General features: G+C 59.2%; 20 protein-coding genes (1 of these 20 running past the window's edge). 9 read left to right on the top strand and 11 right to left on the bottom strand.

Annotated features, from left to right (window positions below; all coding sequences use genetic code 11):
* A protein-coding gene (gene katG / locus ACP15L_RS09655) for a catalase/peroxidase HPI (protein ID WP_425083993.1) crosses the window boundary here: on the bottom strand, nucleotides 1-968 show its 5' portion. The gene continues 1,234 nt to the left of window position 1, outside the view; the window shows 968 of its 2,202 coding nt (coding positions 1-968); its start codon is at nucleotides 966-968; the stop codon falls past the left edge of the window.
* Nucleotides 969-1,326: 358 nt separating this feature from the next.
* Between katG and ACP15L_RS09660 the strand changes: the two genes are divergently transcribed.
* Nucleotides 1,327-2,943, top strand: a complete 1,617-nt coding sequence (locus ACP15L_RS09660) for a GMC family oxidoreductase (RefSeq protein ID WP_425083994.1) — start codon at nucleotides 1,327-1,329, stop codon at nucleotides 2,941-2,943.
* Here ACP15L_RS09660 and ACP15L_RS09665 read toward each other — a convergent pair.
* Nucleotides 2,927-3,781 (bottom strand): SDR family oxidoreductase, encoded by an 855-nt coding sequence (locus ACP15L_RS09665; RefSeq protein WP_425084200.1) that lies wholly within the window; start codon nucleotides 3,779-3,781, stop codon nucleotides 2,927-2,929. The genes ACP15L_RS09660 and ACP15L_RS09665 overlap by 17 nt on opposite strands.
* Nucleotides 3,782-3,869: 88 nt before the next feature.
* On the opposite strand from ACP15L_RS09665, the gene ACP15L_RS09670 reads away from it, so the two are divergent.
* On the top strand, nucleotides 3,870-4,502 hold the full coding sequence (locus ACP15L_RS09670; protein ID WP_425083995.1) for a class I SAM-dependent DNA methyltransferase: 633 nt from the start codon (nucleotides 3,870-3,872) through the stop codon (nucleotides 4,500-4,502).
* Nucleotides 4,503-4,523: 21 nt separating this feature from the next.
* Here the strand turns inward: ACP15L_RS09670 and ACP15L_RS09675 are convergent, their stop codons facing one another.
* Together ACP15L_RS09675 and ACP15L_RS09680 are read right to left on the bottom strand one after the other, a co-directional pair.
* Nucleotides 4,524-5,513 carry a sterol desaturase family protein gene (locus ACP15L_RS09675; protein ID WP_425083996.1) on the bottom strand — a complete coding sequence of 330 codons (990 nt, stop codon included), beginning with the start codon at nucleotides 5,511-5,513 and terminating at the stop codon, nucleotides 4,524-4,526.
* A gap of 23 nt (nucleotides 5,514-5,536) precedes the next feature.
* On the bottom strand, nucleotides 5,537-6,292 hold the full coding sequence (locus ACP15L_RS09680) for a class II aldolase and adducin N-terminal domain-containing protein (RefSeq protein ID WP_170661057.1): 756 nt from the start codon (nucleotides 6,290-6,292) through the stop codon (nucleotides 5,537-5,539).
* 114 nt (nucleotides 6,293-6,406) lie between these two features.
* Here ACP15L_RS09680 and ACP15L_RS09685 point away from each other — a divergent pair, with 114 nt between their 5' ends.
* The 5 genes from ACP15L_RS09685 to ACP15L_RS09705 all read left to right on the top strand — a co-directional run bounded on the left by ACP15L_RS09685 (nucleotide 6,407) and on the right by ACP15L_RS09705 (nucleotide 12,093).
* On the top strand, nucleotides 6,407-7,267 hold the full coding sequence (locus tag ACP15L_RS09685) for a LysR family transcriptional regulator (protein ID WP_425083997.1): 861 nt from the start codon (nucleotides 6,407-6,409) through the stop codon (nucleotides 7,265-7,267).
* Between the two features lie 154 nt (nucleotides 7,268-7,421).
* The gene (gene ade, locus ACP15L_RS09690) at nucleotides 7,422-9,224 is read left to right on the top strand and encodes an adenine deaminase (protein WP_425083998.1); all 1,803 of its coding nucleotides are present in this window, start codon (nucleotides 7,422-7,424) and stop codon (nucleotides 9,222-9,224) included.
* Nucleotides 9,221-10,681, top strand: coding sequence for an AMP nucleosidase (locus ACP15L_RS09695; RefSeq protein ID WP_425083999.1), 1,461 nt, complete (start codon nucleotides 9,221-9,223; stop codon nucleotides 10,679-10,681). Before ade ends, ACP15L_RS09695 begins: the two co-directional genes overlap by 4 nt.
* A 130-nt stretch (nucleotides 10,682-10,811) precedes the next feature.
* On the top strand, nucleotides 10,812-11,099 hold the full coding sequence (locus ACP15L_RS09700; protein WP_050605937.1) for an HU family DNA-binding protein: 288 nt from the start codon (nucleotides 10,812-10,814) through the stop codon (nucleotides 11,097-11,099).
* Nucleotides 11,100-11,205: 106 nt separating this feature from the next.
* The gene (locus ACP15L_RS09705; protein ID WP_170480176.1) at nucleotides 11,206-12,093 is read left to right on the top strand and encodes a DMT family transporter; all 888 of its coding nucleotides are present in this window, start codon (nucleotides 11,206-11,208) and stop codon (nucleotides 12,091-12,093) included.
* Here ACP15L_RS09705 and ACP15L_RS09710 read toward each other — a convergent pair.
* Nucleotides 12,069-12,590 carry a glutathione peroxidase gene (locus ACP15L_RS09710; protein ID WP_425084000.1) on the bottom strand — a complete coding sequence of 174 codons (522 nt, stop codon included), beginning with the start codon at nucleotides 12,588-12,590 and terminating at the stop codon, nucleotides 12,069-12,071. The two genes, ACP15L_RS09705 and ACP15L_RS09710, sit on opposite strands and share 25 nt — an antisense overlap.
* A gap of 146 nt (nucleotides 12,591-12,736) precedes the next feature.
* Between ACP15L_RS09710 and msrB the strand changes: the two genes are divergently transcribed.
* Both msrB and msrA read left to right on the top strand, forming a co-directional pair.
* On the top strand, nucleotides 12,737-13,186 hold the full coding sequence (gene msrB / locus ACP15L_RS09715) for a peptide-methionine (R)-S-oxide reductase MsrB (protein ID WP_170470592.1): 450 nt from the start codon (nucleotides 12,737-12,739) through the stop codon (nucleotides 13,184-13,186).
* On the top strand, nucleotides 13,183-13,692 hold the full coding sequence (msrA, locus tag ACP15L_RS09720) for a peptide-methionine (S)-S-oxide reductase MsrA (RefSeq protein WP_170480172.1): 510 nt from the start codon (nucleotides 13,183-13,185) through the stop codon (nucleotides 13,690-13,692). The genes msrB and msrA overlap by 4 nt, the downstream gene beginning before the upstream one ends.
* 29 nt (nucleotides 13,693-13,721) lie before the next feature.
* On the opposite strand, the gene ACP15L_RS09725 is transcribed toward msrA, so the two are convergent.
* From ACP15L_RS09725 to ACP15L_RS09750, 6 genes are all read right to left on the bottom strand, one after another.
* A complete protein-coding gene (locus tag ACP15L_RS09725) occupies nucleotides 13,722-15,725 on the bottom strand; it encodes a hydantoinase/oxoprolinase family protein (RefSeq protein WP_425084201.1) in 2,004 nt (667 codons plus the stop codon).
* 160 nt (nucleotides 15,726-15,885) lie between these two features.
* On the bottom strand, nucleotides 15,886-16,938 hold the full coding sequence (queG, locus tag ACP15L_RS09730; RefSeq protein WP_425084001.1) for a tRNA epoxyqueuosine(34) reductase QueG: 1,053 nt from the start codon (nucleotides 16,936-16,938) through the stop codon (nucleotides 15,886-15,888).
* Nucleotides 16,939-17,013: 75 nt separating this feature from the next.
* Nucleotides 17,014-17,679: a glutathione S-transferase family protein gene (locus ACP15L_RS09735; protein ID WP_170380156.1), complete on the bottom strand. Its 666-nt coding sequence runs from the start codon at nucleotides 17,677-17,679 to the stop codon at nucleotides 17,014-17,016.
* A 58-nt stretch (nucleotides 17,680-17,737) separates the two neighbouring features.
* On the bottom strand, nucleotides 17,738-18,478 hold the full coding sequence (gene mtgA, locus ACP15L_RS09740) for a monofunctional biosynthetic peptidoglycan transglycosylase (protein WP_425084002.1): 741 nt from the start codon (nucleotides 18,476-18,478) through the stop codon (nucleotides 17,738-17,740).
* A gap of 151 nt (nucleotides 18,479-18,629) precedes the next feature.
* Entirely contained in the window at nucleotides 18,630-23,162 is a 4,533-nt protein-coding gene (gene gltB, locus ACP15L_RS09745) for a glutamate synthase large subunit (RefSeq protein WP_425084003.1), read from the bottom strand.
* A gap of 122 nt (nucleotides 23,163-23,284) precedes the next feature.
* Nucleotides 23,285-24,718 (bottom strand): NAD(P)-dependent oxidoreductase, encoded by a 1,434-nt coding sequence (locus ACP15L_RS09750; RefSeq protein ID WP_170689612.1) that lies wholly within the window; start codon nucleotides 24,716-24,718, stop codon nucleotides 23,285-23,287.
* Nucleotides 24,719-24,731: the final 13 nt, after the last annotated feature.

Raw genomic sequence — 24,731 nt, forward strand, 5'->3', positions numbered from 1 at the left:
TCCCACTTTGTTGGGTTGGCCGTCCACGCGCCCTCGATCCCCGAGGTGGTGGTGTCGTCACCCTTGCCCGAGCCGAACTTGTTGATCCAGCCAAAGCCCATCTCTTCAATCGGAGCAGCCTCTGGATCGGGACCAACCAGATCGGGATCACCCGCACCATGCGCCTTACCAAAGGTGTGGCCACCTGCGACCAGAGCGACGGTTTCCTCGTCATTCATCGCCATACGACCAAAGGTGTCGCGGATATCACGGCCTGAGGCAAGCGCGTCGGGCTGTCCGTCCGGACCTTCTGGGTTCACATAGATCAGACCCATCTGCACGGCGGCCAATGGGTTTTCCAGATCACGCTCGCCCGAGTAACGGCTATGTGGGTTGTTCGTCGGGGCCAGCCATTCGGTTTCCGAACCCCAATAGATGTCTTCCTCTGGGGCCCAGATGTCTTCGCGGCCACCTGCGAAACCAAAGGTCTTGCCGCCCATCGACTCGATGGCGCAGTTCCCCGCCAGGATCATCAGGTCGGCCCAGGAAATCTGGTTGCCGTATTTCTGCTTGATCGGCCACAGCAGGCGACGCGCTTTGTCGAGGTTGCCGTTATCCGGCCAGCTATTCAGCGGAGCAAAACGTTGGTTGCCGGTCGAGGCGCCGCCACGGCCATCTGCCGTCCGGTACGTACCAGCACTGTGCCACGCCATCCGAATGAAGAAACCACCATAGTGACCGTAGTCCGCTGGCCACCAGTCCTGAGAATCCGTCATCAGCGCATAGAGGTCTTCTTTCAGCGCTTTGTAGTCCAGCTTCTTGAACTCTTCTTCATAGTCGAAATCTGCGCCCATCGGATTCGATGCCGGTGCATGCTGGTGCAGGATCGAAAGCTTCAGCTGGTTGGGCCACCAGTCGCGATTCGAACGCGTGCCAGCGCCATGCATCACAGGGCAACCGCCTGCTTTGGGGTTATCACTTCCGTCCATATCGATCTCCAATCCTGGCTCAGGTCTTGCGGCTCAGCGCGGTATTAACTGTAACGAACAAGATTACAGAAAGATGTAGCCCTGATGGATTTCAAGGGTCGCTCGCCGAAATTGGCGCAGCCCCCACTCATCAGGGCGACTCTGCACCCTTGTGTCGGGGGAAATCTAGCAAACCAAAGGCATAGAGATAAGTTTTGTTTTCTCATAATAACCATAACCAAATCCTATGGTATACAGATCCTCCGACTCGTAACCTTGGGTCACAACCCCCACAGGCAGATTGTCTTCTTCCCTGTTCGCTTTCAGTCTGGCCCGAATATGCGGCCAAGGACCCCGAGCAGGACATAAGGACAGCAGGATGGAGTTTGACTATGTGATCGTCGGCGGAGGCTCGGCCGGATCGGTTCTGGCCGGTCGCCTGAGCGAGGACCCGAACATCAGCGTCTGCCTGCTTGAGGCCGGTGGTCCCGGAAAACATATCGCCATCCGTATGCCCGCCGCCGTAGTGTCGACCCTTCCCGGACGCCCCAAGATCAGCAATTGGGCGTTCGAGACAGTCCCGCAACCGGGCCTGAACGGGCGGAAAGGATATCAGCCGCGCGGCAAAGCCTTGGGAGGCTCCAGCGCGATCAATGCCATGCTCTATATACGCGGGCAGCGACAGGACTATGACGGTTGGGCCGATCTGGGCTGCGACGGTTGGGATTGGGACAGCGTTCTGCCTTACTTCAAACGCTCGGAAAACAACGAGCAGGGTGCAGATGACCTACATGGCGATAGTGGCCCCCTGCAAGTGTCGGATCAGAAGGAGCCGCGCCCGATCACCAATGCCTTCATCGATGCCGCCAGCCAGATGCAGCACCGCCGCGTCGAGGATTTCAATCGCGGCGATAACGAGGGCGTTGGACTCTATCAGGTGACGCAATTCCACGACCAAGCCCGTAACGGGGAAAGATGTTCAGCCGCAGCGGCCTATGTGCATCCGGTCATGGATCGTCCGAACCTGACCGTCATCACTCATGCCCATGCCAAGGAGCTGACCTTCGACGGCAAACGCGCGACCGGAGTGATCTATAAGAAGAGAGCAAAAGGCGCGGATATCTCGGTCTCGGCCAGACGAGAGGTGTTGATCTGTGCGGGCGCGCTTCAATCACCGCAAATTTTGCAGCTGTCCGGTATCGGCGACGGGGAAGAGTTGCGCCAACACGGAATAGCAGTCCGTCATGACCTGCCTGGCGTTGGTAAAAACCTGCAAGATCATCTGGATTTCATTCTGGCTTATAAAACCAAGGACACCGACAATTTCGGTATCGGCCTGACGGCAGGCATGCGCCTGATGGGGCACCTGTTGCGCTGGCGCAAAAACGGGTCGTCGATGGCCTCGACCCCGTTTGCTGAAGGGGCCGCGTTCTTGAAGACCTCTCCTGAACTGGATCGTCCCGACATTCAGATCCATTTCGCCATTGCTCTGGTCGATGATCACGCCCGCAAGCTGCACTATGGCCATGGTTATAGTTGCCACATCTGCAAGCTAAGGCCCGAAAGCCGGGGCACCGTCGGTCTGCATAGTGCCGATCCTTTCGCCGCACCCGCCATTGATCCCAAGTTTCTATCCGATGACCGCGATCTGCAAACCATGATCAAAGGTGCGCGGATGATGCGCGACATCATGCAGGCCCCCGCCCTCGCCCCTTACCAGTACAAAGAGATGTTCGGGACTGAAACCGCCGAAACCGACGCGGATTGGGAACGCCATATCCGCGCCCGCGCCGATACGATCTATCACCCGGTTGGCACCTGCAAGATGGGGCTGGATGAGATGGCTGTGGTCGACCCAGAGCTAAAGGTTCACGGGATCGAAGGATTGCGTGTCGTCGATGCCTCAGTCATGCCAACTCTGATCTCGGGCAACACCAATGCGCCCACGATCATGATTGCCGAGAAAGCGGCGGACATGATCAAGGCTGCTCAGTGACCTTCATCAGGGCCTCCAGCCCAACGCGGTAATTGGGGTAGAGCAGTTTGACCCCAAGCTCATCCTTGATCCGGTTGTTTCGAACCCGCTTGTTCTCACTGTAGAAACTGCGCGCCATCGGAGTCATTTCGGCCTCTTCAAACGGAACGGCGGGCGGTAGCGGCAGGCCCTGCAGTTCGGCTGCGTAGCCGATTACATCCTGTGGCGGCACCGGCTCATCATCGCAGACGTTATATACAGCGCCGGGATTGGGGGCCGCCATCGAGGCTGCCAGAACCTGCGCGATATCCTCCACATGGATGCGCGAGAACACCTGACCCGGTTTGATGATCCGCCGGGTCCCACCGCCCTTGAGCTTGGAGAACGGCCCGCGACCGGGGCCGTAGATGCCCGCCAGTCGGAAGATATGGATCGGCAGTTTGGGAATGGCCGACCATTGCTCCTCGGCCAGCAAACGCCAGCGCCCGCGCTTGGCTGTTGGCGCAGGTGGCGTGGTCTCATCCACCCAGTTGCCCTGATGATCGCCATAGATCGCCGTGGTCGACAGATATCCAACCCATTTGAACTGCTCCGCGCGCGCGGCGATCTCGGCGCCCAGCGCCGCCAGAACCGGATCGCCATCCTCCTTCGGTGCGGTTGAGATCAGCAGATGCGAGACCCCGTCCAGATTCGGCACTTGTCCGGGCCAGATCAACGGCTCGGCACCCGAGGCGCGAATGGCGTCAGTCCCCTCGGCATCCCGCGTGGTGCCGACAACGCGCCAGCCCTCGGGCGTCAGGCGGCGCGACAGGGCCTGGGCAGAGTATCCGTGGCCAAAGGAAAACAGTGTGTTCGTCATGCCCTTTAGATGATCCGAGCAGACCGGGGATGCAAGCGCCACGTCGACACACTTGATTCGAATCTCGCGATGCGCCTTTCTTTTAGGCATGACCGAGAAAACCCCAGACCTGCACGCGGCCTATGCGCTGACCTCTCCCGACGACAACAAGCGCCTCTATGCCGAATGGGCGGGCGATTATGATGACGGTTTTGCCGCGCGCGAGGACTATCAGCTGCATATCCACACCGCCCGCGCCTTTGTGCGGGCCGGGGGGCAAGGCCCGGTGCTGGATGTCGGCGCAGGCACCGGTCTGTGTGGCGCGGTTTTGGCCGGTCTTGGGGTTGGGCCAATCGACGCCACGGATATCAGCGCCGAAATGCTGGATCAGGCCATGCGCAAGGACACCTATCGCGACGCGATCGAGGCCGACCTGACCCAAGGCATCCCTGTGCCGCGCCATAGCTATTCGGGTATCGTGTCCTCTGGCACCTTCACCCATGGCCATCTGGGCCCAGAGGTCCTGCCCGCCTTGCTGCGCGTCGCGCGCCCGGGTGCGCAATTTGCCATCTCAATTAACGCCAAACATTATGAGGAACTAGGCTTTGCCGACGCCTTCAGGCAGCTTGAGCAGGGTCAGATCATCAACCTGTCCCTGCCCGAGGTCCGCATCTACGGAGACCTCGCCGCTGGTCCGAACAAGGACGACACGGCCTATGTCGCCTTGTTCGAGAGGACCTGATCAGGTCTTCGCCCCGAAACGCTAGGTGTACATCTGTTTCTTGAACGCCCGCGTGCGCGTCGTCGCCTCGGCCGAACCGTCGTGATAAGTGCCGAACCACTTGTCGAACGGGATTTCCGAGGTGCCGTAGTTGCACTCGAAATAGCGGTGGTGCAGCTGATGGAAGAAATCGCCAGCGCGGGCGGCATCCGTTTCTTTCGCCCTCAGCTTTTCGAAACCGGAATGGGATAGAACCGGGCTGATCTGCTGAAAGTAGGTATGGAACAGAAGGTGCAGCGGGTGCGATGGGATGACCAGGTGAATGAAATAGGTCGTGAAGTAGAGGATGTTCTCATACCAATGGTTTGAGATTCCCGACCAGGGCCCGATATTGACATTGCGGTGGTGCACCGCGTGGACGTGTTTGTAGAGCTTCGGGTGATGCTCCAACCGATGCACCCAATAGAAGTGCAGGCCGGACCACATGGGGATCAGCAACATCCACAGGACAAACCAAACCGGCGCGCTGGACCATGTCACGGTGGGCACATAGTCGTTAGCCATCGCCCAAAAGATCACCCAATGATAAACGGTCGCCACTGTCATCGCGCTGCCCAAGGTCCACCAAATGTTGTCGAGGACCTGATTGCGGAAGGTGAAGTTGCCGTTGTCCCGGGTCAGATCACGGCGATCAAACTTTTTGTACATGCCCTGCCCTTTGCGCATGTAAAGCCACCAGTGCAAACCGCCCGCGACCAGAATCTGAGGCACCATGTTCAGCAGCCAAATCCGGAACATCCACCCCGCCGAGAAGCTCTTCATCGCGTCCAATCCGGGGAAGAACAGGACATAAGCGATCACGGCCAGTGTCATGCACAGGGTCAGCGAGGTGATCTGCAACCACGCCCCGCCATACCATTTCACAACCGCCGCGGGGCGGGGCGGCCAAGTGAATAGAGGGTTCAAACCCACCGGTCCTTCGGGGTGATAGTTCCAACGAGCGGCTTCCGGGTCCTGAGCAGTGTCGGTCATAGCAGTCACTTCTGTCTGATGGGTCACGTTGCGTAGTCCGAGCCTTCGGCGTCGAGCAGGGCTTTGATCTCACGAAGATGCGCCTGGGCTTGATCGGGGTAGTCATCCAGCTCTTGCGCGGTCTTTTCGGCGATTTCATCCGACAGCACGCGCAACGGCTGGCCCGTTTGCAGCGCACGGATGTAGGTTTCGGCGGCGCGTTCGAAATAGTAGAGTCTATTAAAGGCATCTGCAGGGTCGCTGCCGATGATCAGAACACCATGGTTGCCCATGATCATGACCTTCTTCTTCGGGTCCGACAGCATTGAGGCGCAGCGTTCCCCCTCGCTTTCAAAAGCCAGACCGCCGAATTCCTCATCAATCACATAACGGTTGTAGAACGTGGCCGTGTTCTGGTCGATCGGGGGCATGTTGCTGTCCGCAAGCGACGCCAACACGGTGGCAAAGATCGAATGTACATGCATGACGCACCGCGCATGCGGGCAATGGCGATGGATTGACCCATGAAGACCCCACGCCGTTGGGTCAGGCGCGCCGGGTTGGCTCATGACATCCGGATCATTGGCATCCAGCAACAACAGGTCCGAGGCCCGGATTCGCCCGAAATACATCTGATTGGGGTTCATCAGGAACTGCGTGCCGTCCTCGTTCACCGCAAGGCTGAAATGGTTGGCAACGGCCTCGTGCAGGTTCAGACGCTCGGTCCAGCGGAACGTCGCGGCCATGTCCACACGCTCGGACCAATGGTCGATATTGGGGCGAAGATTGGCGACACTCATGAGAACGCTCCTTAGGGCAATTGGTTTGAACAAAGCCTGCCTTGGTCCCCTGGATTTGACCAACGAAAAAAACGCATCTATCCCATTAGTAGAACTTATGGTGAGGTTATGCAGATGCAGAATTCCCTGCCTCCTCTGGGCTGGCTGCGCACCTTCGAGGCAGCGGCACGTCATCTGTCATTCACCGGCGCCGCCCGCGATCTGAACATGACGCAAAGCGCTGTAAGCCAGCAGATCAAGTCGCTCGAGGGTCATCTGGGCCAACCCTTGTTCTTGCGACGCCCCAAGGCGCTGGAACTGACCGAGGCCGGAATCACCTATCTGCCCGTCGTGCGAGAGGCATTTCGCACGCTGGTGCGTGGCACACAGGCCGTAACCGGCGCTCAGCAAAACGCGGTTCAGGTTCAGTGCAACATCACCTTTGCCGTAAACTGGCTGGCCCCGCGCCTGCCGGCCTTTCGGGCTGAGCACCCGGATGTCCAACTAAACATCTTCACAGAGCTCTGGGAGCCGCAGGAAATGGCCGAAGGCGCTGCCGTCGAGATTCGCTTTTCCCTGAGGCCCGCCGATACGGTCCGAACCGAGCTGCTGCGGCGTGAACACTATTATCCTGTCTGCGCGCCCGGTTTCAGTGTGGACCTGGAGACGTTGCAGGAAAAGCCTCTGTATAATTGCTCCAACCTGCTTTCAAATTGGGCCAGTTGGGCGGATGATCAGGCTCTAACATGGGGAAAACCGAACATCACTTACGCCACGACCTATCTGGTTTGTTTGTCAGCGGCGATGGCCGGGGGCGGCTTGTGCCTTGCGCATGACACGATCGCAGACAGGTTAATCGAGCAGGGTTTGCTGGTGGCCCCTTTTAAGCATCGCGCAGAGATGCCCGAGGCCTATTACCTGCTGCTTTCCCCTCAAGCAGAGGAAACGCCCGGAGCAGTTGCCTTTGCTAATTGGATTCGGCGCGAGATTGGGTGAGAGGGCTTCTCCCGCCCATTGTCGCGGCCCCTTGCGGGGCAGCTTCTCTGGTTGGGTCGGGCAGCGCTGGCGCGCTGCGGGCGGGATTTATGATGATTTCATGATACGGGATTACCGGGGTTGCACCTGACAACACATTCGGGAAAGTTGAGCCATGGAATACACACCCTTCCCAAGCTGGCCCGATGTCGCCCCCCGTTTAATCGCCGTTGCCGCAGGTCGCGAACCCGCGGATTTGGTGATCCGCGGTGGTATCTGGGTCAATGTTCACAGCCGAGAGCTGCTGCCCGATCACTCCGTCGCCATTGCCGAGGGGCGGATCGCCTTTGTCGGGCCTGACGCCAGCCACTGCATCGGTCCCGACACGCAGATCATTGACGCCAACGGGCGCTACATTCTGCCCGGCCTGTGCGACGCGCACATGCACATCGAATCGGGCATGCTGACACCGGCCGAATTCGCTCGGGCCGTGATCCCGCATGGTACGACCTCGATGTTCACCGACCCGCATGAGATCGCAAATGTGCTGGGTCTCGAAGGCGTGCGCATGATGCATGACGAAGCGATGATGCAGCCGGTGAATATCTTCACTCAGATGCCCTCCTGCGCGCCATCGGCCCCGGGATTGGAGACGACCGGCTATGAAATCTCGCCCGAGGATGTGGCACAGGCGATGAGCTGGCCGGGTATCATCGGGCTGGGTGAGATGATGAATTTCCCCGGTGTGATCAACGGCGACCCGAAGATGTTGGCCGAGATTGCAGCCACTCAACGGGCCGGAAAAACGGTCGGCGGACACTATGCTTCGCCTGATTTAGGGTCTGATTTCTCGGCTTATGTAGCTGGCGGCCCGGCGGATGACCACGAAGGCACCTGTGAGGCTGACGCCATTGCACGGGTTCGGCAGGGGATGCGCTCGATGATGCGGCTGGGGTCTGCCTGGTACGATGTGGAGACCCAGATCACGGCTGTCACTGAGAAAGGTCTGGACCCGCGAAACTTCATTTTGTGTACCGACGATTGCCACTCTGGCACCTTGGTCAATGAGGGCCATATGAACCGGGTGGTGCGCCATGCCATCGCCTGTGGGTGTGAGCCTTTGGTCGCGTTACAAATGGCCACGATCAACACAGCAACGCATTTCGGGCTGGAGCGCGAGATCGGCTCGGTCACGCCGGGGCGGCGCGCGGATATCTTCCTCAGCTCGGATTTGGCCGATTTGCCAATCGAGACGGTCATTGCACGCGGTCAGGTAGTTGCTGAGAACGGCGCTATCACCGTCGAATGCCCGCATCTGAACTGGCCGGACAACGCGCGCAATACGGTGCATCTGGGACATGAGCTGACAGAAAGCGACTTTGAAATCCAGGCCCCCGCAGGCGCGAACCGGGTTCAGGCCAATGTCATCGGTGTAGTCGAAAACCAGGCCCCGACCAAGGCGCTCAAGGCCGAATTGCCGATCATCGGTGGGCTGGTCGAGGGGGAGGGCGAGGTCTGTCAAATCGCTCTGGTGGAACGCCATCGCGCGACCGGAGGGGTTACGAACGCGTTCGTCTCAGGCTTTGGCTATCAGGGCAACATAGCGATGGCCTCAACCGTAGCCCATGACAGCCACCATATGATCGTCGTCGGCACCGACCGCACACAGATGGCGCTGGCTGCCAATCGTCTGGCCGAGGTCGGCGGTGGTATAACTCTGTTTCGAGACGGTCAGGAACTTGCGCTGGTGGAACTGCCCATCGCTGGCCTGATGTCCGACAGCCCTGCCGCCGAGGTCGCGGCCAAAGCCGAAAAAATGGTCGAGGCGATGGAGGCCTGCGGCTGTCACCTGAACAACGCTTACATGCAACACTCTCTGCTGGCCCTCGTCGTGATCCCCGAATTGCGGATCTCGGACCTTGGGCTGGTGGATGTTCGTACGTTTGAAAAGATAGACCTTCTGGAACCCCTGGCATGACAATAATAAAAACACCTGACACACCTGCTGCGGAAGACTTCACCGATCCCGAGGCTGCCGTCGCGCGGCTTGAACTTCTCTACAATCAGGCCACCGAGTTCCTGTGCGAGGGCTTTTCGGCGGCCATGCAGGACGGAGCGCCTTCGGCCCGTATTAGAGCCTATTACCCGGAAATTCGCATCAAGACCTCAAGCTACGCGCAGGTCGATAGCCGCCTGAGTTTCGGGCATGTCTCGGAACCTGGCATCCATGCAACCACCGTAACGCGACCTGACCTCTTCCGCTCTTACCTGACGCAGCAGATCGCGTTGCTAATCAAGAACCACGACCAGCCGGTGACCATCGGAGCATCAGATACGCCGATTCCGGTTCATTTTGCAGTCGCCAACAACCCAGATCTAGTGGTGCCGCATCAAGGTGCTGCTGGTTTCACCTTGCGCGATGTGTTCGACGTGCCCGATCTCACAACAACCAATGACGACATCGTCAATGGCGTGCATGATCATACCGAGGTCGGGCCGCTCGCTTTGTTCACCGCCCAGCGCGTCGACTACTCTCTGGCGCGGCTAGCGCACTATACCGCGACGGATGCGGGGCATTTCCAGAACCACGTTCTGTTCACCAATTACCAGTTCTACGTATCCGAGTTCGAAAACTACGCGCGTGAACAACTCGCCGACCCAGATAGCGGCTACACCAGCTTTGTCTCGACCGGGAATGTCGAGATCACCGAGGCAGATGCAGCGCTGGAGCAGCCGATGAAGCTGCCCCAGATGCCGACCTATCACCTGAAGCGGGCGGATGGATCCGGCATCACTCTGGTCAATATCGGCGTAGGACCGTCGAACGCCAAAACCGCCACCGACCATATCGCGGTCCTGCGCCCGCATGCCTGGTTGATGGTTGGGCACTGCGCCGGTCTGCGCAATACGCAAGCCTTGGGCGATTTCGTACTGGCCCATGCCTACCTGCGCGAAGACAAGGTTCTGGACGATGACCTGCCGGTCTGGGTCCCGATCCCACCGCTGGCTGAGATTCAGGTGGCGCTGGAACGCGCCGTGGCCGAGGTCACCGAACTTGAAGGGTATGAGCTGAAGCGGATCATGCGGACGGGCACTGTCGCATCGGTCGATAACCGCAATTGGGAGCTGCGCGATCAATCCGGCCCGGTGCAGCGGCTTAGCCAATCCCGTGCGATTGCGCTGGATATGGAAAGTGCCACGATTGCTGCAAATGGCTACAGATTCAGGGTTCCCTACGGAACTTTGCTCTGCGTCTCCGACAAACCGCTGCATGGTGAATTGAAGCTTCCCGGCATGGCGTCGTCCTTTTATACAACTCAGGTCAGCCGCCATCTGGCGATCGGAATAAAGGCGATGGAGCATCTGCGCGGCATGCCGTTGGAACGCTTACACAGCCGGAAATTGCGTTCATTTGACGAAACGGCCTTCCTCTGACGTAAAAAAGCAACGTTTTCCCCATATTTTTAGGGTTTTCCGCGCTACTATTCGTTGTGTTCGTCCACAATATCCCGTTACAGTTACGCGGTGAGGCCCTATAGATCGGGCACGTTAAGGAGACCAAGAAATGGCAAAGCCTATGACAAAGACTCAGCTGGTGGCTGCTCTCGCTGAGGAAATGGGAACCGACAAGAAATCCGCGAACGCGGCGCTGGAGGCTGTGACCGGCCTGATCACCCGCGAAGTTTCGGCCGGTGGCGCAGTAACCCTTCCCGGCGTCGGCAAAATCTACTGCCGCGAACGCCCCGAGCGTCAGGTTCGCAACCCGGCCACTGGTGAGACCTTCACCAAAGAAGCCGACAAGGTTGTGAAGATGACCATTGCAAAAGCTCTGAAAGACAGCGTGAACGGCTAAGCCGCTACGTCATGTTGACAGAATGTGGGGCTGCCGGAAGGTGGCCCCTTTTTCTTGTCGGACGACCCGTTTAAGAAAAGCACACCGCCCACCCAAGGAGATGGAAATGGATCTGCGCGCCATCGCAATGGGGCTGACCTTTGCCCTGATCTGGTCGTCGGCTTTTACGTCGGCGCGGATCATCGTTGCGGATGCATCGCCTCTGTTTTCGCTGGCGTTGCGCTTTTTGATTTCCGGCATCATCGGCGTCGCGATCGCGCGGGCCATGGGCCAATCCTGGCACCTCACACGTGAGCAGTGGCGCGCGACCATACTGTTCGGAGTTTGCCAAAATGCCCTTTATTTGGGTCTGAATTTCTATGCGATGCAAACCGTCGAGGCCTCGGTCGCGGCGATCATCGCATCCACCATGCCGCTGCTTGTTGCACTGGCGGGCTGGGCATTCCTGGGGGAGCGTTTGCGCCCCTTGGGGATTATTGGGCTACTGGCTGGATTTGTTGGCGTTGCCCTCATCATGGGCAATCGCATCGGCGCAGGTGTCGATCTGTTCGGAGTGGCCCTTTGTGGAATCGCAGCCCTCGCCCTGACCTTCGCGACTCTCTCCGTGCGCGGGGCCACGTCGGGCGGCAATTTCATGATGGTGGTCGGATTGCAGATGTTCGTGGGTGCTGCGGTTCTGTTTGTCGCAGCCCCGATTTTTGAAACGATCCGCATTCACCTGACAGTGCCGCTGGTTCTGGCGTTTAGCTACACAACGCTGTTCCCCGGCCTTCTGGCGACGTTGATCTGGTTCATGCTACTCAACCGGATCGGGGCGACTCGCGCAGCCACGTTCCACTTCCTCAACCCCGTGTTCGGCGTCGCTATTGCCGCCGTCCTGCTGGGTGAGAAATTGGGGCCTCTGGATGCGCTGGGTGTTGTGATCACCACGCTTGGCATTCTGGCGGTGCAACTGTCGCGTCAGCCTGGTCAGGGTAGCAGCGCCTCGACCTGACGGGTTAGTTTCGGCGATGTCGGCTTGACGCCAGACCCGAAGGTCGCCACGACCTCACCTTCAGAATCCAACAGGATTTTGTTGAAGTTCCACTGCGGCACAAAACCGGTTTGGTCCGCAACGGCCTTGTAGAACGCATGCGCCTTTGGCCCCTTGACTGGCGTGATATCAGCCATCGGCAGTGTCAGGCCGTAGTTCATCTCACAGAAGGCTTTGACTTCGCTTGCCGTTTCCAATTCCTGATTGAAGGAATCCGATGGGACCGCAAGCACCACCAAACCGCGTTTGCCATAGGTTTCATGCATTTCTTGCAAATCCGCGTATTGACCGGTGAAGCCGCATTGCGATGCAGTATTGACCACCAGAACCGGCTGACCGCGCCATGCCTCAAGGGACAAAACACCCCCGTCGATCGACGCAAACTCAGCCGTCAAGGGCGCGGCTTGTACAGCACGGCCGATTAACAAAAGAACGCTCAGCAGCAACATACGAAACATGGCAAAACCTCCTTGGTATGTAAGGTACGGTCAAAACCACCTTCCGGATCAACTGCACATGCGCGCGAGGGGTTTGAAATATGATTTTGATTTCCGAAATTTTATGCCCAAATACTACTCAACCATTCCAATTGATCGGAGGAGCCATGTCCCGCTACACCAAGGACCCCGCGGTCGTTGCCGCTCTGTCCCCCGAGGCGTTTCACGTCACCCAGCGCAGCGGCACCGAACGCCCCGGAACCGGCGCATATCTGGGCAACAAAGAGCCCGGCATCTACGTGGATATCGTATCGGGCGAGCCGCTATTTGCCTCGACGCACAAATACGAATCCGGCTGCGGCTGGCCCAGTTTCACAAAGCCAATCATCCATGAACATGTGGAAGAGTTTCGCGACACCACTCATGGTATGATCCGCACCGAGGTCCGCTCAAAACACGGCGATAGCCATCTGGGCCACGTCTTCCCGGACGGCCCGCGCGAACAAGGTGGTCTGCGCTATTGCATTAACTCCGCCGCCCTGCGGTTCATCCATCGCGACGAGATGGAGGACCAAGGTTACGGCGAATACCTGATCCACGTGGAGGACATCCAATGAGTATCGAACGCGCTGTTCTGGCCGGTGGCTGCTTTTGGGGCATGCAGGATTTGATCCGCAAACTGCCCGGCGTGTCCCGCACGCGTGTCGGATATACCGGCGGCGACGTGCCGAACGCCACCTATCGCAACCACGGCACCCATGCCGAAGGGATCGAGATTTTCTTTGATCCCTCTCAGATCACCTATCGCGATCTGCTGGAGTTCTTCTTTCAGATCCACGACCCGACGACACCGAATCGTCAGGGCAATGATCTTGGCATGAGCTACCGTTCTGCGATCTACTATGTGGATGACGCGCAAAAGCAGGTGGCTCTGGACACAATCGCGGATGTGAACGCCAGCGGATTGTGGCCCGGCAAGGTCGTCACCGAACTTGAACCCGTAGGTGACTTCTGGGACGCCGAACCCGAGCATCAGGATTATCTGGAACGCATTCCAAACGGCTATACCTGCCACTTCCCGCGCCCCGATTGGGTCCTACCCAAACGCGACGCGGCTGAATAACGCTTGGCCCCTTCGGTCTCCGAAGGGGGTTAACCCGTGGCGACCCGAGGTCGACCGCTGGCCTCGACAGTCAACATCGCCTCAACAAACACCTCACGCTCTTCCACGCAGGCGGTTCGGATATCGCGGTCGACAACCACTCGGATGTCTTCAGCACCCGCTTCGCGCACGGCACCTTCCGCCTCATCACGCAGGGTTTGTTCCAACAGCGCCAAAGCCTCATCCGAGGCGTTGAAGTCCTTCGGGCCGTCTTCCAGATGAACACGGTACTGCCCTTCGGCAGGCGAGGTAATGGTTCCCGACCGCCGCAGAGTCAGCCGCCCAACCACCGCCCCGATAGCGTTGGCCACACCAGCATGTTCGGGCAGAACTATTTTGCAACGCAGCCGCTCCCCAACCGCCGGATAGTAGCTTGGGGCCGAGGCACCCAGACCCACCACATCCACATTTAACGCCGCATCCAGCGCCAGCAATCCTCGGTGCTGTGTCAAACCGCGTTGGGTCAGGACATGCCGGGCAAGCTCCTTCGGGGGTAGACCGAAATCTTCTGCCTCTTCGGCAAAAGCGGTCTCTAACAAGGTTAAACTGGTCTGTTCGGTCAGTTGGTCGATGATCATCTGCGCCAGGTGTTCCGGTGTCACCGCAAGCATGTCACCCGATCCAACCCGTTTGCGCGCCACCAGTTCCAGCGCTTTGCGTGCGGCATCTGCATCCCATGCCTCGACCCGACCCAGAACATGGCTGGCATCAGACGGCGTGATCCCCGAAACCTGTAGGATTCCGCGATCCACCAGCCGGGTCAGCGCGCCATTCTCCATCCGCGTCCGTAGCAGACCACTGAGCGGTAGGACCTGATCGCCTAACCTGTCCAGCAACGCCTCCTCTCGCGCGCCAATCCCATCTGCACGCACCCCCGGAACGCGGCGAGCGAACCGTGTGTCATGCTCACCCACTGTGGTTGAGCGAAGTTGCTCGTCCAGTATCGCATGTACCACTTCGGGCGCCTCGGAGGCGATGAGGGAAACCGGCAGCACCCGCCGTGGCCCAAGGAAGACGCCGCCCTTCAAGCCTTCGGTCATGACATGAACCTGGCTGTCGCCGCCCAAACCATGGGTCCGCATCGCGACGGCCTCAACCATTGTGCGGAACCCACCAACCTGTGCGCCCGCCGGATCAATCGCGGGTTTCCCATCGCGGATCAGCGCCACATCGGTCGTCGTACCGCCAATATCCGAGACCAGGGCGTTCTCGGCCCCCGTCAGCCACCGCGCCCCGACGATCGAGGCTGCGGGACCGCTCAGAATCGTTTCAATCGGCCGCTCCCGCGCCTGTTCCGCGCTCATCAAAGCCCCGTCCCCGCGCACGACCATCATCGGAGCGGTAATGTCCAAAGAAAGCAACTGATCCTGAGCGCGCCCGATCAGCCGATCAATCATCCCGATCAACCGCGCATTCAAAACGGCAGTGACGGCGCGCTTTGGCCCGTTCAACTTGGCGGACAATTGGTGCGAGCAGGTAACCGGCGCTCCGGTCTTTTCGGTTATGATCCGCGCCGCTTCCAGCTCATGCGTCGGGTTGCGCGTTGCGAACTGAGCCGCCACGGCAAAGCCGGAAACCCCTGTGTGAGAGTCTAAAAAGGCCTCTAAGGCTTCAACATCCAGCTTTGTGACCTCACCGCCCGCATGGCTGTGTCCACCTGCCACGACAAGCGCCGGATCGCCTTTCAAAGCATCCCTCAGACCATGCTTCTCAAGATCGCTTTCCTTGAACCCGATATAGATCAAGGCCACGCGACCGCCCTGCCCCTCGACCAGAGCATTGGTGGCCAGCGTCGTGGACAGAGACGCCATCGAGATCTGATCCGGCGTCACCTGCGCCTCGTCCAAAACGGCCGAGATCGCCTTACCCACCCCAATCGCCAGATCCGCCCGAGTGGTCAGGGACTTGGCCGAGGCGATCACCTCACGCTCATCCCGGATCAACACCGCATCGGTATAGGTTCCGCCTGTATCTACCCCCAAAGCCAGCGCCATCGGGTCCTCCATCTGTTCGCTGCAGATGGGTGTAGCGGTTTGGACCGACACGTCCAGCCTGTTTGCGGCATTTCAAGCGTTTCGGGTTTTACCTGAATTACCAAGTGACACGAATGTCCCGAGAACGCTGAAAGCGTGACAGGGTATTCGCGTCACAGGTTCAACCCGAAGCGCCATTACTCAGCTGTTCCACAGCCCAGCGCGCGGCGTCAGCCACAGCCGGATCGGGATCATCCGCCAAGCCCTGCGCCACAGCCCGCAGTTCGGCCCTGCCCGAGTTGCCAATGGCATAGAGAACATTGCGAACAAACCGGTCGCGCCCAATCCGCTTGATCGGAGAACCCGAGAATTTCGCCCGAAACGCAGCATCATCCAAAACCGCCAGATCAGCCAGGGCCGGAGCCTTCAGATCCTCCCGCGCTGCATATCGAATGTCGCTGGCCGCCACAGCAAACTTATTCCAAGGGCACGCTGCCAGACAATCATCGCAGCCGTAAATCCGGTTTCCCAGCTTGCCACGCAAGCCTTCGTCAACCGGGCCTCTATGTTCGATGGTCAGGTAGGAAATACACCGCCGCGCATCCAGCTGATAGGGCGCGGGGAAGGCATCCGTCGGACAGACCTCCAGACAGGCCCGGCACGACCCACAATGATCCACCTCGGCCTCATCCGACGGCAGCTCCAAAGTCGTAAAAACAGACCCTATAAAGGCCCAATTGCCCCAATCCCGGCTGACAAGATTGGTGTGCTTGCCCTGCCAGCCCAACCCCGCCGCATGGCCCAACGCCTTTTCCGGCACCGGCGCGGTATCGACGAATACCTTCACCTCGCCCCCGGCCTCGGCAATCAGCCACCGCGCCAGCCGCTTGAGCCGCTTTTTGACCAGGTCATGATAATCCTTGTTCTGCGCATAGACCGAAATCGCCGCGCGGTCCGGATGCTGCAAAACTTCGGTCGGATCATGCTCGGGCGTGTAACTCTCGGCCAACATGATCACCGACCGCGCCTCGGGCCACAGTGCCGCCGGATCTCCGCGCCAATGGGTCCGTTCGGCCATCCACCCCATCTGCCCGTGATACCCGGCCTGCAAAAAGGCTTCCAAGCGCGCAGGCACCTGCGGCACATCCCATGGCCGACACACCCGGCACGAGACAAACCCCTCGGCCAAAGCCTGCGCCACCAGTTTTTCCTTTAAACCCGATCCGCTCTTCATCTGGCCAAAAATATCCTCGGGGGGAATCGCGCCTCTGGCGCGATGGGGGGCAGACAGCCCCCCTTTGCCACCCTATCAGAAATCCAGATCGGCGTAATGGGGCGGAGGTCGAAACCCCGGCACCTGATCAGCCAGAATCGACCGGAACGCCGGCCGCGATTTGATCTTGGCGTACCAATCCTTCACCGCCGCGCTGCGATTCCAATCCACGTCCGAGATATAGTCCAGCGCCGATAAATGCGCCGCGGCCGCGAAATCCGCCAGCGTCATCTGATCCCCGGCCAACCAGCGACGATGATCCAGCAACCATGCCATGTAGTCCAAGTGATACTTGATCGCCCGCGCGCCTTCCTTGACGTTCTTACTGTCCGGATAGCCCTGCCCGGTCATCTTCTTGTTGACCCGCTCATACAGAAGTTTCGAGGTCACCTCGTGATGAAACTTGTCATCGAACCAGCCCACCAAGCGCCGCACCTCATACCGCGCTTCGGCGGTCTTGGGCATCAAGGGCGGTTCTGGGCGCGTGTCCTCGATATACTCACAAATCGCCGCGCTCTCGGACATGATCTGCCCGTCTAACCGCAACACCGGCACTTTGCCAGCCGGGTTTCGGCGCAGAAAATCCGGATCTTGTTCCCAATAACGCTCTTCGACCAGCTCAACTTCGATCTTCTTCTCGGCCAGAGACAGCCGAACCTTGCGACAGTAGGGAGAGAGGGGAACGTGAAACAAACGCGCCATGGACTTCCAATCAAACCAATGAGTACCCCTCAGCTTTAGCCTTGGCAGGGCGTGGGATTCAATCCTCGAAACAATCCGCGCGACCATCTGCGCGGATGGTAGCCGCCCCTTGCAGGATGGCCGCCGCCCGCCTGCGGGTGAAAACCGACGGGTCCGTTACAGATCGCTTGCGGGGTGAGGGCAGGATCGCCGCAAGTCGTGCCGCCTGTGTCGGGGTCAGTTGCGCCGCGCTGACGCCAAAGTTCCGCTGCGCCGCGGCCTCAACCCCGAACAGTCCCGTCCCAGTTTCAGCGACATTCAGATAAACCTCAAGAATGCGCTGTTTGCTCCAGAAAATTTCAACCACTGGCGTGATCGTAGTTTCCATCGCCTTTCGCACCCAACTGCGCCCTTGCCACAGAAAGACATTCTTCACCACCTGCTGCGTGATGGTTGAGGCCCCCCGGGTCCCGCCTCCCTCCAAAGCGTCGCGAATAGCTTCGACGTCAAAACCCCAATGCAGGCAGAAATTTGCATCTTCAGCCGCCACGACCGAACGCGCCATGATCGGAGCGATATCCTCAATCGGAACCCACTCGCGCTCGACCTTTCCATGACGTCGCCATTCAGACCAGATCGTATGCGTGATCGGAGGGTTCACGACCGAATACAGCAGCACCAAGGCCACCAGAAACGCCGCAACGCCCAGCGCGGAATAGATCATCCATCGCCGGATACGGGACCAGAGCGACCGTGTCTTTTGCCCCTTGCCTGCCTTACTTTTTCTGCCGCTTTTCTTGCGGGCTGCTTTCTTTGCCATGGTTTTGCTATACGCCGCCGCGCCGGTCATGGGAACGGCGGAATTCCTGATAGGCGGATTGGGCCGCGCGACTGTGTCCGCCGCGAAATACAAAAAGACCCGCGTTCCACCTCAGAAACGCGGGTCCTTCTTGTTTATCTCTGCACCCGACTTATTCGGCCGGAACCGCAGCCACTTCGTTTGTCAGAGGATGGCTGAGCTTGTTCAGCATTTCTTTCGGGCAGACCTGCAGGAAGTTCGCCTTTTCCACATCCCAATGCTGCAGGATGTCCGAGGCCTTCCGGCTGAAGGTTTCCACCGCGTGACGCTCGATCAGGGATTTCAACTGATCTTCCCAATGATCGACTGTCACCGGACAGGTCACCAGCGTTTCCATGTTCATCAACGCCTGCGCCTTGCCCTCCGGATCATACAGATAGGCCATACCGCCGGTCATACCCGCACCAAAATTGGCCCCGATATCACCCAGGATCACCGCGACACCGCCGGTCATGTATTCACACCCGTTCGATCCACAGCCCTCGATCACCACTTTGGCGCCCGAGTTCCGCACCGCGAACCGCTCACCCGCGCGACCAGCGGCAAACAGCTGCCCATCGGTTGCGCCGTACAGAACGGTGTTACCGATGATCGTGTTGTCATCTGCCTTCAGCGGGCTGACCTGCGGTGGGCGGACAACGATCATGCCTCCCGACAGACCTTTGCCGACATAGTCGTTGGCGTCACCCGACACTTCCAGCTTCAGACCCGGTGCCGCAAAGGCCCCCAGCGACTGACCTGCCGAGCCCTGCAGTTTCACATGCAGGTGGTCGTCTTGGAACGTGTTCCGCATACCGAAGTTCTGAACGATATGGCTGGAGACGCGAGTCCCCACAGTCCGGTGCGTGTTCTGGATCGCGTAAGACAGCTGCATCTTTTCACCGTCTTTCAGGAACCGCGCCGCATCGCGCACGATCTCGGCGTCCAGCGTATCCGGCACCGCATTGCGGTCCTTGCGGCGGTCATAGACGATGTCATGCGCACCATCGACAGTGATCAGCAGCGGGTTCAGATCCAGATCGTCCAGATGCGCCGAGCCGCGGCTGACCTGATCCAGCAGATCGGCCCGACCGATGATCTCATCAATCGAACGCGCGCCGAGGCTGGCCAGCAACTCGCGCACTTCCTGCGCGTAGAAGGTGATCAGGTTGACGACTTTGTCCGCGTTGCCCGTAAACTTGGCGCGCAGGCTTTCGTCCTGCGTACAGACGCCAACCGGGCAGGTGTTCGACTGGCACTGACGCACCATGATACAGCCCATCGCGATCAAGGCGGCGGTGCCGATGCCATACTCCTCGGCCCCCATCATCGCGGCCATGACGATGTCACGACCGGTCCGCAGGCCACCATCGGTCCGCAGGGTTACACGGTCGCGCAGGTTGTTCATCGCCAGAACCTGATGCGCCTCGGTCAGGCCCATTTCCCACGGCAGACCGGCATATTTGATCGATGTCGCAGGCGATGCGCCCGTGCCTCCATTGTGGCCCGAAATCAGGATGATATCCGCCTTCGCCTTGGCCACACCTGCAGCAATCGTACCAACGCCCGAGGACGCCACCAGTTTCACCGTCACCTTGCAGCGCGGGTTGATCTGTTTGAGGTCATAGATCAGCTGCGCCAGATCCTCGATCGAGTAGATGTCGTGGTGCGGCGGTGGCGAGATCAGGGTCACGCCTTTGGTCGAATGCCGCAGACGCGCGATCAAGTCGGTGACCTTCATACCGGGCAGCTGACCGCCTTCACCCGGTTTCGCACCCTGGGCGACCTTGATCTCAAGCTCTTCACACTGGTTCAGGTACTCGGCAGTCACACCGAACCGGCCAGAGGCCACCTGTTTGATCTTGGCCGACGGATTGTCACCATTCGGCTCCGGCACGAAGTGTGCGGGATCTTCCCCACCTTCACCCGAGTCAGACTTTGCGCCAATCCGGTTCATCGCCACGTTCAGCGTCTTATGCGCTTCGGGCGACAACGCGCCCAGCGACATGCCCGGCGTGACGAAGCGTTTGCGGATCGAGGTGATCGATTCGACCTCTTCAATCGGCACCGGTTTGCCCAGCGGTTTGAAATCCATCAGATCACGCAGGTGGATCGGCGGGTTCGACTGCATCTTAGCCGAATACTGCTTCCACAACTCGTAAGACGCCTTGTTACACGCCATCTGCATCATATGCATCGAGGTCGCTTCCCACGCATGGGTCTCGCCCGATTGCCGGGCTTTATAGAACCCACCGATGGGCAGCACGTCCAAGCCGTTGTCCCACGCCTTGGCATGGATTTCCTCTACCTTGGCCTGAATACCCGTGACACCGATGCCGGAAATCCGGCTGGTCATACCGGGGAAGTATTCGGCAACCATGGCACGGCTAAGACCAACAGCCTCGAAGTTCAGACCGCCGCGATAGGATGAGATCACCGAGATGCCCATCTTGGCCATGATCTTCAGCAGACCCTGATCGATGGCCTCGCGATAGCGCACGACGTTTTCCGTCAACGTGCCTTCCAGCAGACCACGGTCAATCCGATCGGCCAGTGAATCCTCGGCCAGATAGGCGTTCACAACGGTTGCACCACAGCCGATCAGAACCGCAAAATAATGCGGATCAACACATTCGGCCGAACGCACGTTCAGCGAGCAGAAGGTCCGAAGTCCTTGCCGCGTCAGATGTGAGTGCACCGCACTTGTCGCCAGGATCATCGGCATGGCCACACGGCCCTGGCCCGAGTTCATGTCGGACAGCACCAGATGCCCAGCGCCCGAGCGCACGGCCTCCTCTGCTTCGGCCCTAACACGAGCCAAAGCGGCGCTCAGCGCGCCACGACCGGGCTCAAAGCTGCAGTCGATTTCTGCCAGAGGAGAGCCAAAGGTCTCAACCAGTTTGTCCCACTGTGCGTTACCAACGAAGGGGCTGCCCAGCACCACGATTTCGGTTTGGCTGCTGTCTTCGTCCAGCACGTTTTTCAGGTTACCGAACCGTGTTTTCAGCGACATCACGCGGTATTCCCGCAGGCTGTCGATGGGCGGGTTTGTCACCTGGCTAAAGTTCTGGCGGAAGAAATGGCTCAGCGGGCGGTACTGTTTGGACAGCACGGCCGAGGGCGTGTCATCCCCCATCGAAGCCAGTGACTCCTTACCATCCTCGGCCATCGGCGCGAGGATCTGCTCCAGCTCTTCGATCGAGTATCCCGCCGCGATCTGACGCTTGCGCAGCTCTTCTCCGCGGAACATGGCTGTCTCGGTCACGCCGGCCAGGGCGTCATCCAGATCATTGATCTTATTGACCCACTCACCAAACGGCAGGGCGCGGGCCAGTTTGTCCTTGATCTGTTTGTCGCGGTAAAGCTTGCCGCGCTTCATATCCACGGCCAGCATCTGACCCGGACCCAGAGCGCCTTTTTCAGTCACCGAGGCCTCATCAATCGGCACCATTCCGGCCTCAGAGCCCGCGATGACCAGACCATCGCCCGTCACCACATAGCGCATCGGGCGCAGACCATTTCGGTCGAGACCGGCACAGACCCAGCGGCCATCGGTCATGGCCAGAGCGGCGGGGCCGTCCCATGGCTCCATCACTGAGTTGCAGTAGGAATACATGTCGCGCCACGCCTGCGGCAGCTCAACTGCCTGCTTAGACCAGCTTTCCGGCACCAGCATGGTTTTCGCCATAGGCGCCGAGCGGCCCGCGCGCACCAGAACCTCAAAAACCGAGTCTAATGCGGCCGAGTCGGACGATCCGCCTGCGATGATCGGCTTGATATCTTCGGCATAGTCACCAAAGGTCGAGGACGCCATGCGGATCTCATGGCTCTTCATCCAGTTGATGTTGCCCTTCAGCGTGTTGATCTCACCGTTATGGGCCAACATCCGGAAAGGCTGGGCCAGCCACCATTGCGGGAAGGTGTTGGTCGAATAGCGCTGATGATAGATCGCAAACGCCGACTCAAAGCGTTCGTCCATCAAGTCGGGGTAGAAGACGGCAACCTGTTCGGCCAGCATCATTCCCTTGTAGATGATCGAGCGGCAGGAGAGCGACGCCAGATAAAGGCCGGAAATCCCTGCAGCCGCAGCCGCTTTTTCGATGCGACGACGGATCACATAAAGCTCACGCTCAAAAGTCTCTTCGTCAACGCCTTTCGAGTTCGAGATCAGGATTTGCTCAATCTCAGGACGGGTCGCGTTGGCCTTGTCGCCCAGACAGGTGACATCAACCGGCACGTGACGCCAGCCATAGATATAGTAGCCCATCCGCAAAACTTCGGTTTCCACGATGGTCCGGCAGCTTTCCTGCGCGCCAAAATCGGTGCGAGGCAGAAAGACCTGACCAACCGCGATCAGCTCATCCAGGTTGGGTTCATGGCCGGTACGGCGGATTTGGTCGTAGAAGAATGGAACCGGGATCTGAACATGGATACCCGCGCCGTCACCTGTCTTGCCATCCGCATCGACAGCGCCCCGGTGCCAGATCGCCTTCAGGGCATCGATCCCCGCATCAACAACCTTACGCGAAGGCTTACCATCGACGGACACCACAAGGCCCACACCGCATGAGGAATGCTCTTCCTCTTCGGAATAAAGACCGTTTTCCGCCATCCACTTGCGCTTGGTTTCCTCGGCGCGCACCCAATCGGCATCAAATTTGGTCATTCGCTGTCTCCTGCTTCCAAGGGGGCACGGATTGCCGGATCCCTGGTTTTGGTCTTTGGCTGGCGTTCTGGATCGAACGCGTATCCCTTCGGGAAGATGTTGAACTTCAACGATGGCGAGGCTTATTCAGCTGCGACCACCGCCTTGGCATTGAACCGCTCGATGATGGCATCGGCGCAGTCACGCCCATCCCGGATCGCCCAGACGACCAGAGAGGCACCGCGCACGATGTCACCAATGGCGTAGACGCCATCCATCTCGGTCTCACCGGTCTGGAATGCCGCTTTGATGGTGCCCCAGCGCGTGACCGGCAGATCGGGCTGACCGAACAGGGTTGGCAAGTCTTCGGGCTCAAAACCCAGCGCCTTGATCACCAGATCGGCGTCCTCGACATAGTCGGCACCTTCGATCACCTCAGGGGCCTGACGGCCCGACGCATCCGGTTGTCCCAGGCGCATCTTCTGCACCATCACGCCGGACACCTTGTCATCACCGACAAAACCTTTTGGCGCGCTGAGCCATTCAAACACCACGCCTTCTTCCTCGGCATTCTGCGTTTCTCGCTGCGAGCCAGGCATGTTGGCACGGTCACGGCGGTACAGACATTTGACCGAGGTCGCGCCCTGTCGGATCGAGGTGCGCACACAGTCCATCGCCGTGTCGCCACCACCGATAACGACAACTTTCTTGCCGTCGGCGTTCAGGCGACCATTGTCGAAATCTTCGACCGCGTCACCAAAGCTTTTGCGGTTCGAGGCGGTCAGGAAGTCGATCGCCTTCTCGATGCCCGTCAATCCGCTGCCCGGCATGGACAGATCACGCGACTTGTAAACGCCGGTTGCGATGATCACGGCGTCATGCTTGGCGCGAATTTCGTCAAATTTGGCGGCGTCCACGTCGCAGTTCAGAACGAACTCCACCCCGCCTTCGGCCAACAGGTCATTGCGGCGCTGGACGATGTCTTTCTCGAGCTTGAAGCCAGGGATACCGTACATCAACAGGCCGCCCGCACGATCATAGCGGTCATAGACTGTGACTTGGATACCGGCACGGCGTAGCATGTCGGCTGCGGCCAGACCACCCGGGCCTCCGCCGATGATGCCGACGCTTTCGCTGCGTTCAGCAGTCGGAACGACAGGCTTTACCCAGCCTTTGTCCCATGCGGTGTCGGTGATGTATTTCTCAATCGTCCCGATGGTGACCGTACCGTGACCCGACTGTTCAATCACACAATTACCCTCACACAAGCGATCCTGAGGGCAGATACGGCCACAGATCTCGGGGAATGTGTTGGTGGCCTGACTGGTCGCGTAGGCCTCTTCCAGACGACCTGTCGCCGTCAGGCGCAGCCAGTCGGGGATGTTGTTGTGCAATGGGCAATGCGATTGGCAATAGGGCACACCACATTGGCTGCATCGACTGGCTTGTTCTGCAGCCTTGGCCGATGCGAATTCCGCGTAGATTTCGTCAAAGTCTTCTTTTCGGTCATCGGCGGCACGCTTTTCAGGCATGACACGGTCAATCTGCACAAATTTCAACATCGGTTGCTTTGCCACGGGTCCGACTCCA

Source organism: Ruegeria profundi, assembly GCF_049800715.1.
GTDB classification, from domain to species: domain Bacteria; phylum Pseudomonadota; class Alphaproteobacteria; order Rhodobacterales; family Rhodobacteraceae; genus Ruegeria; species Ruegeria profundi_A.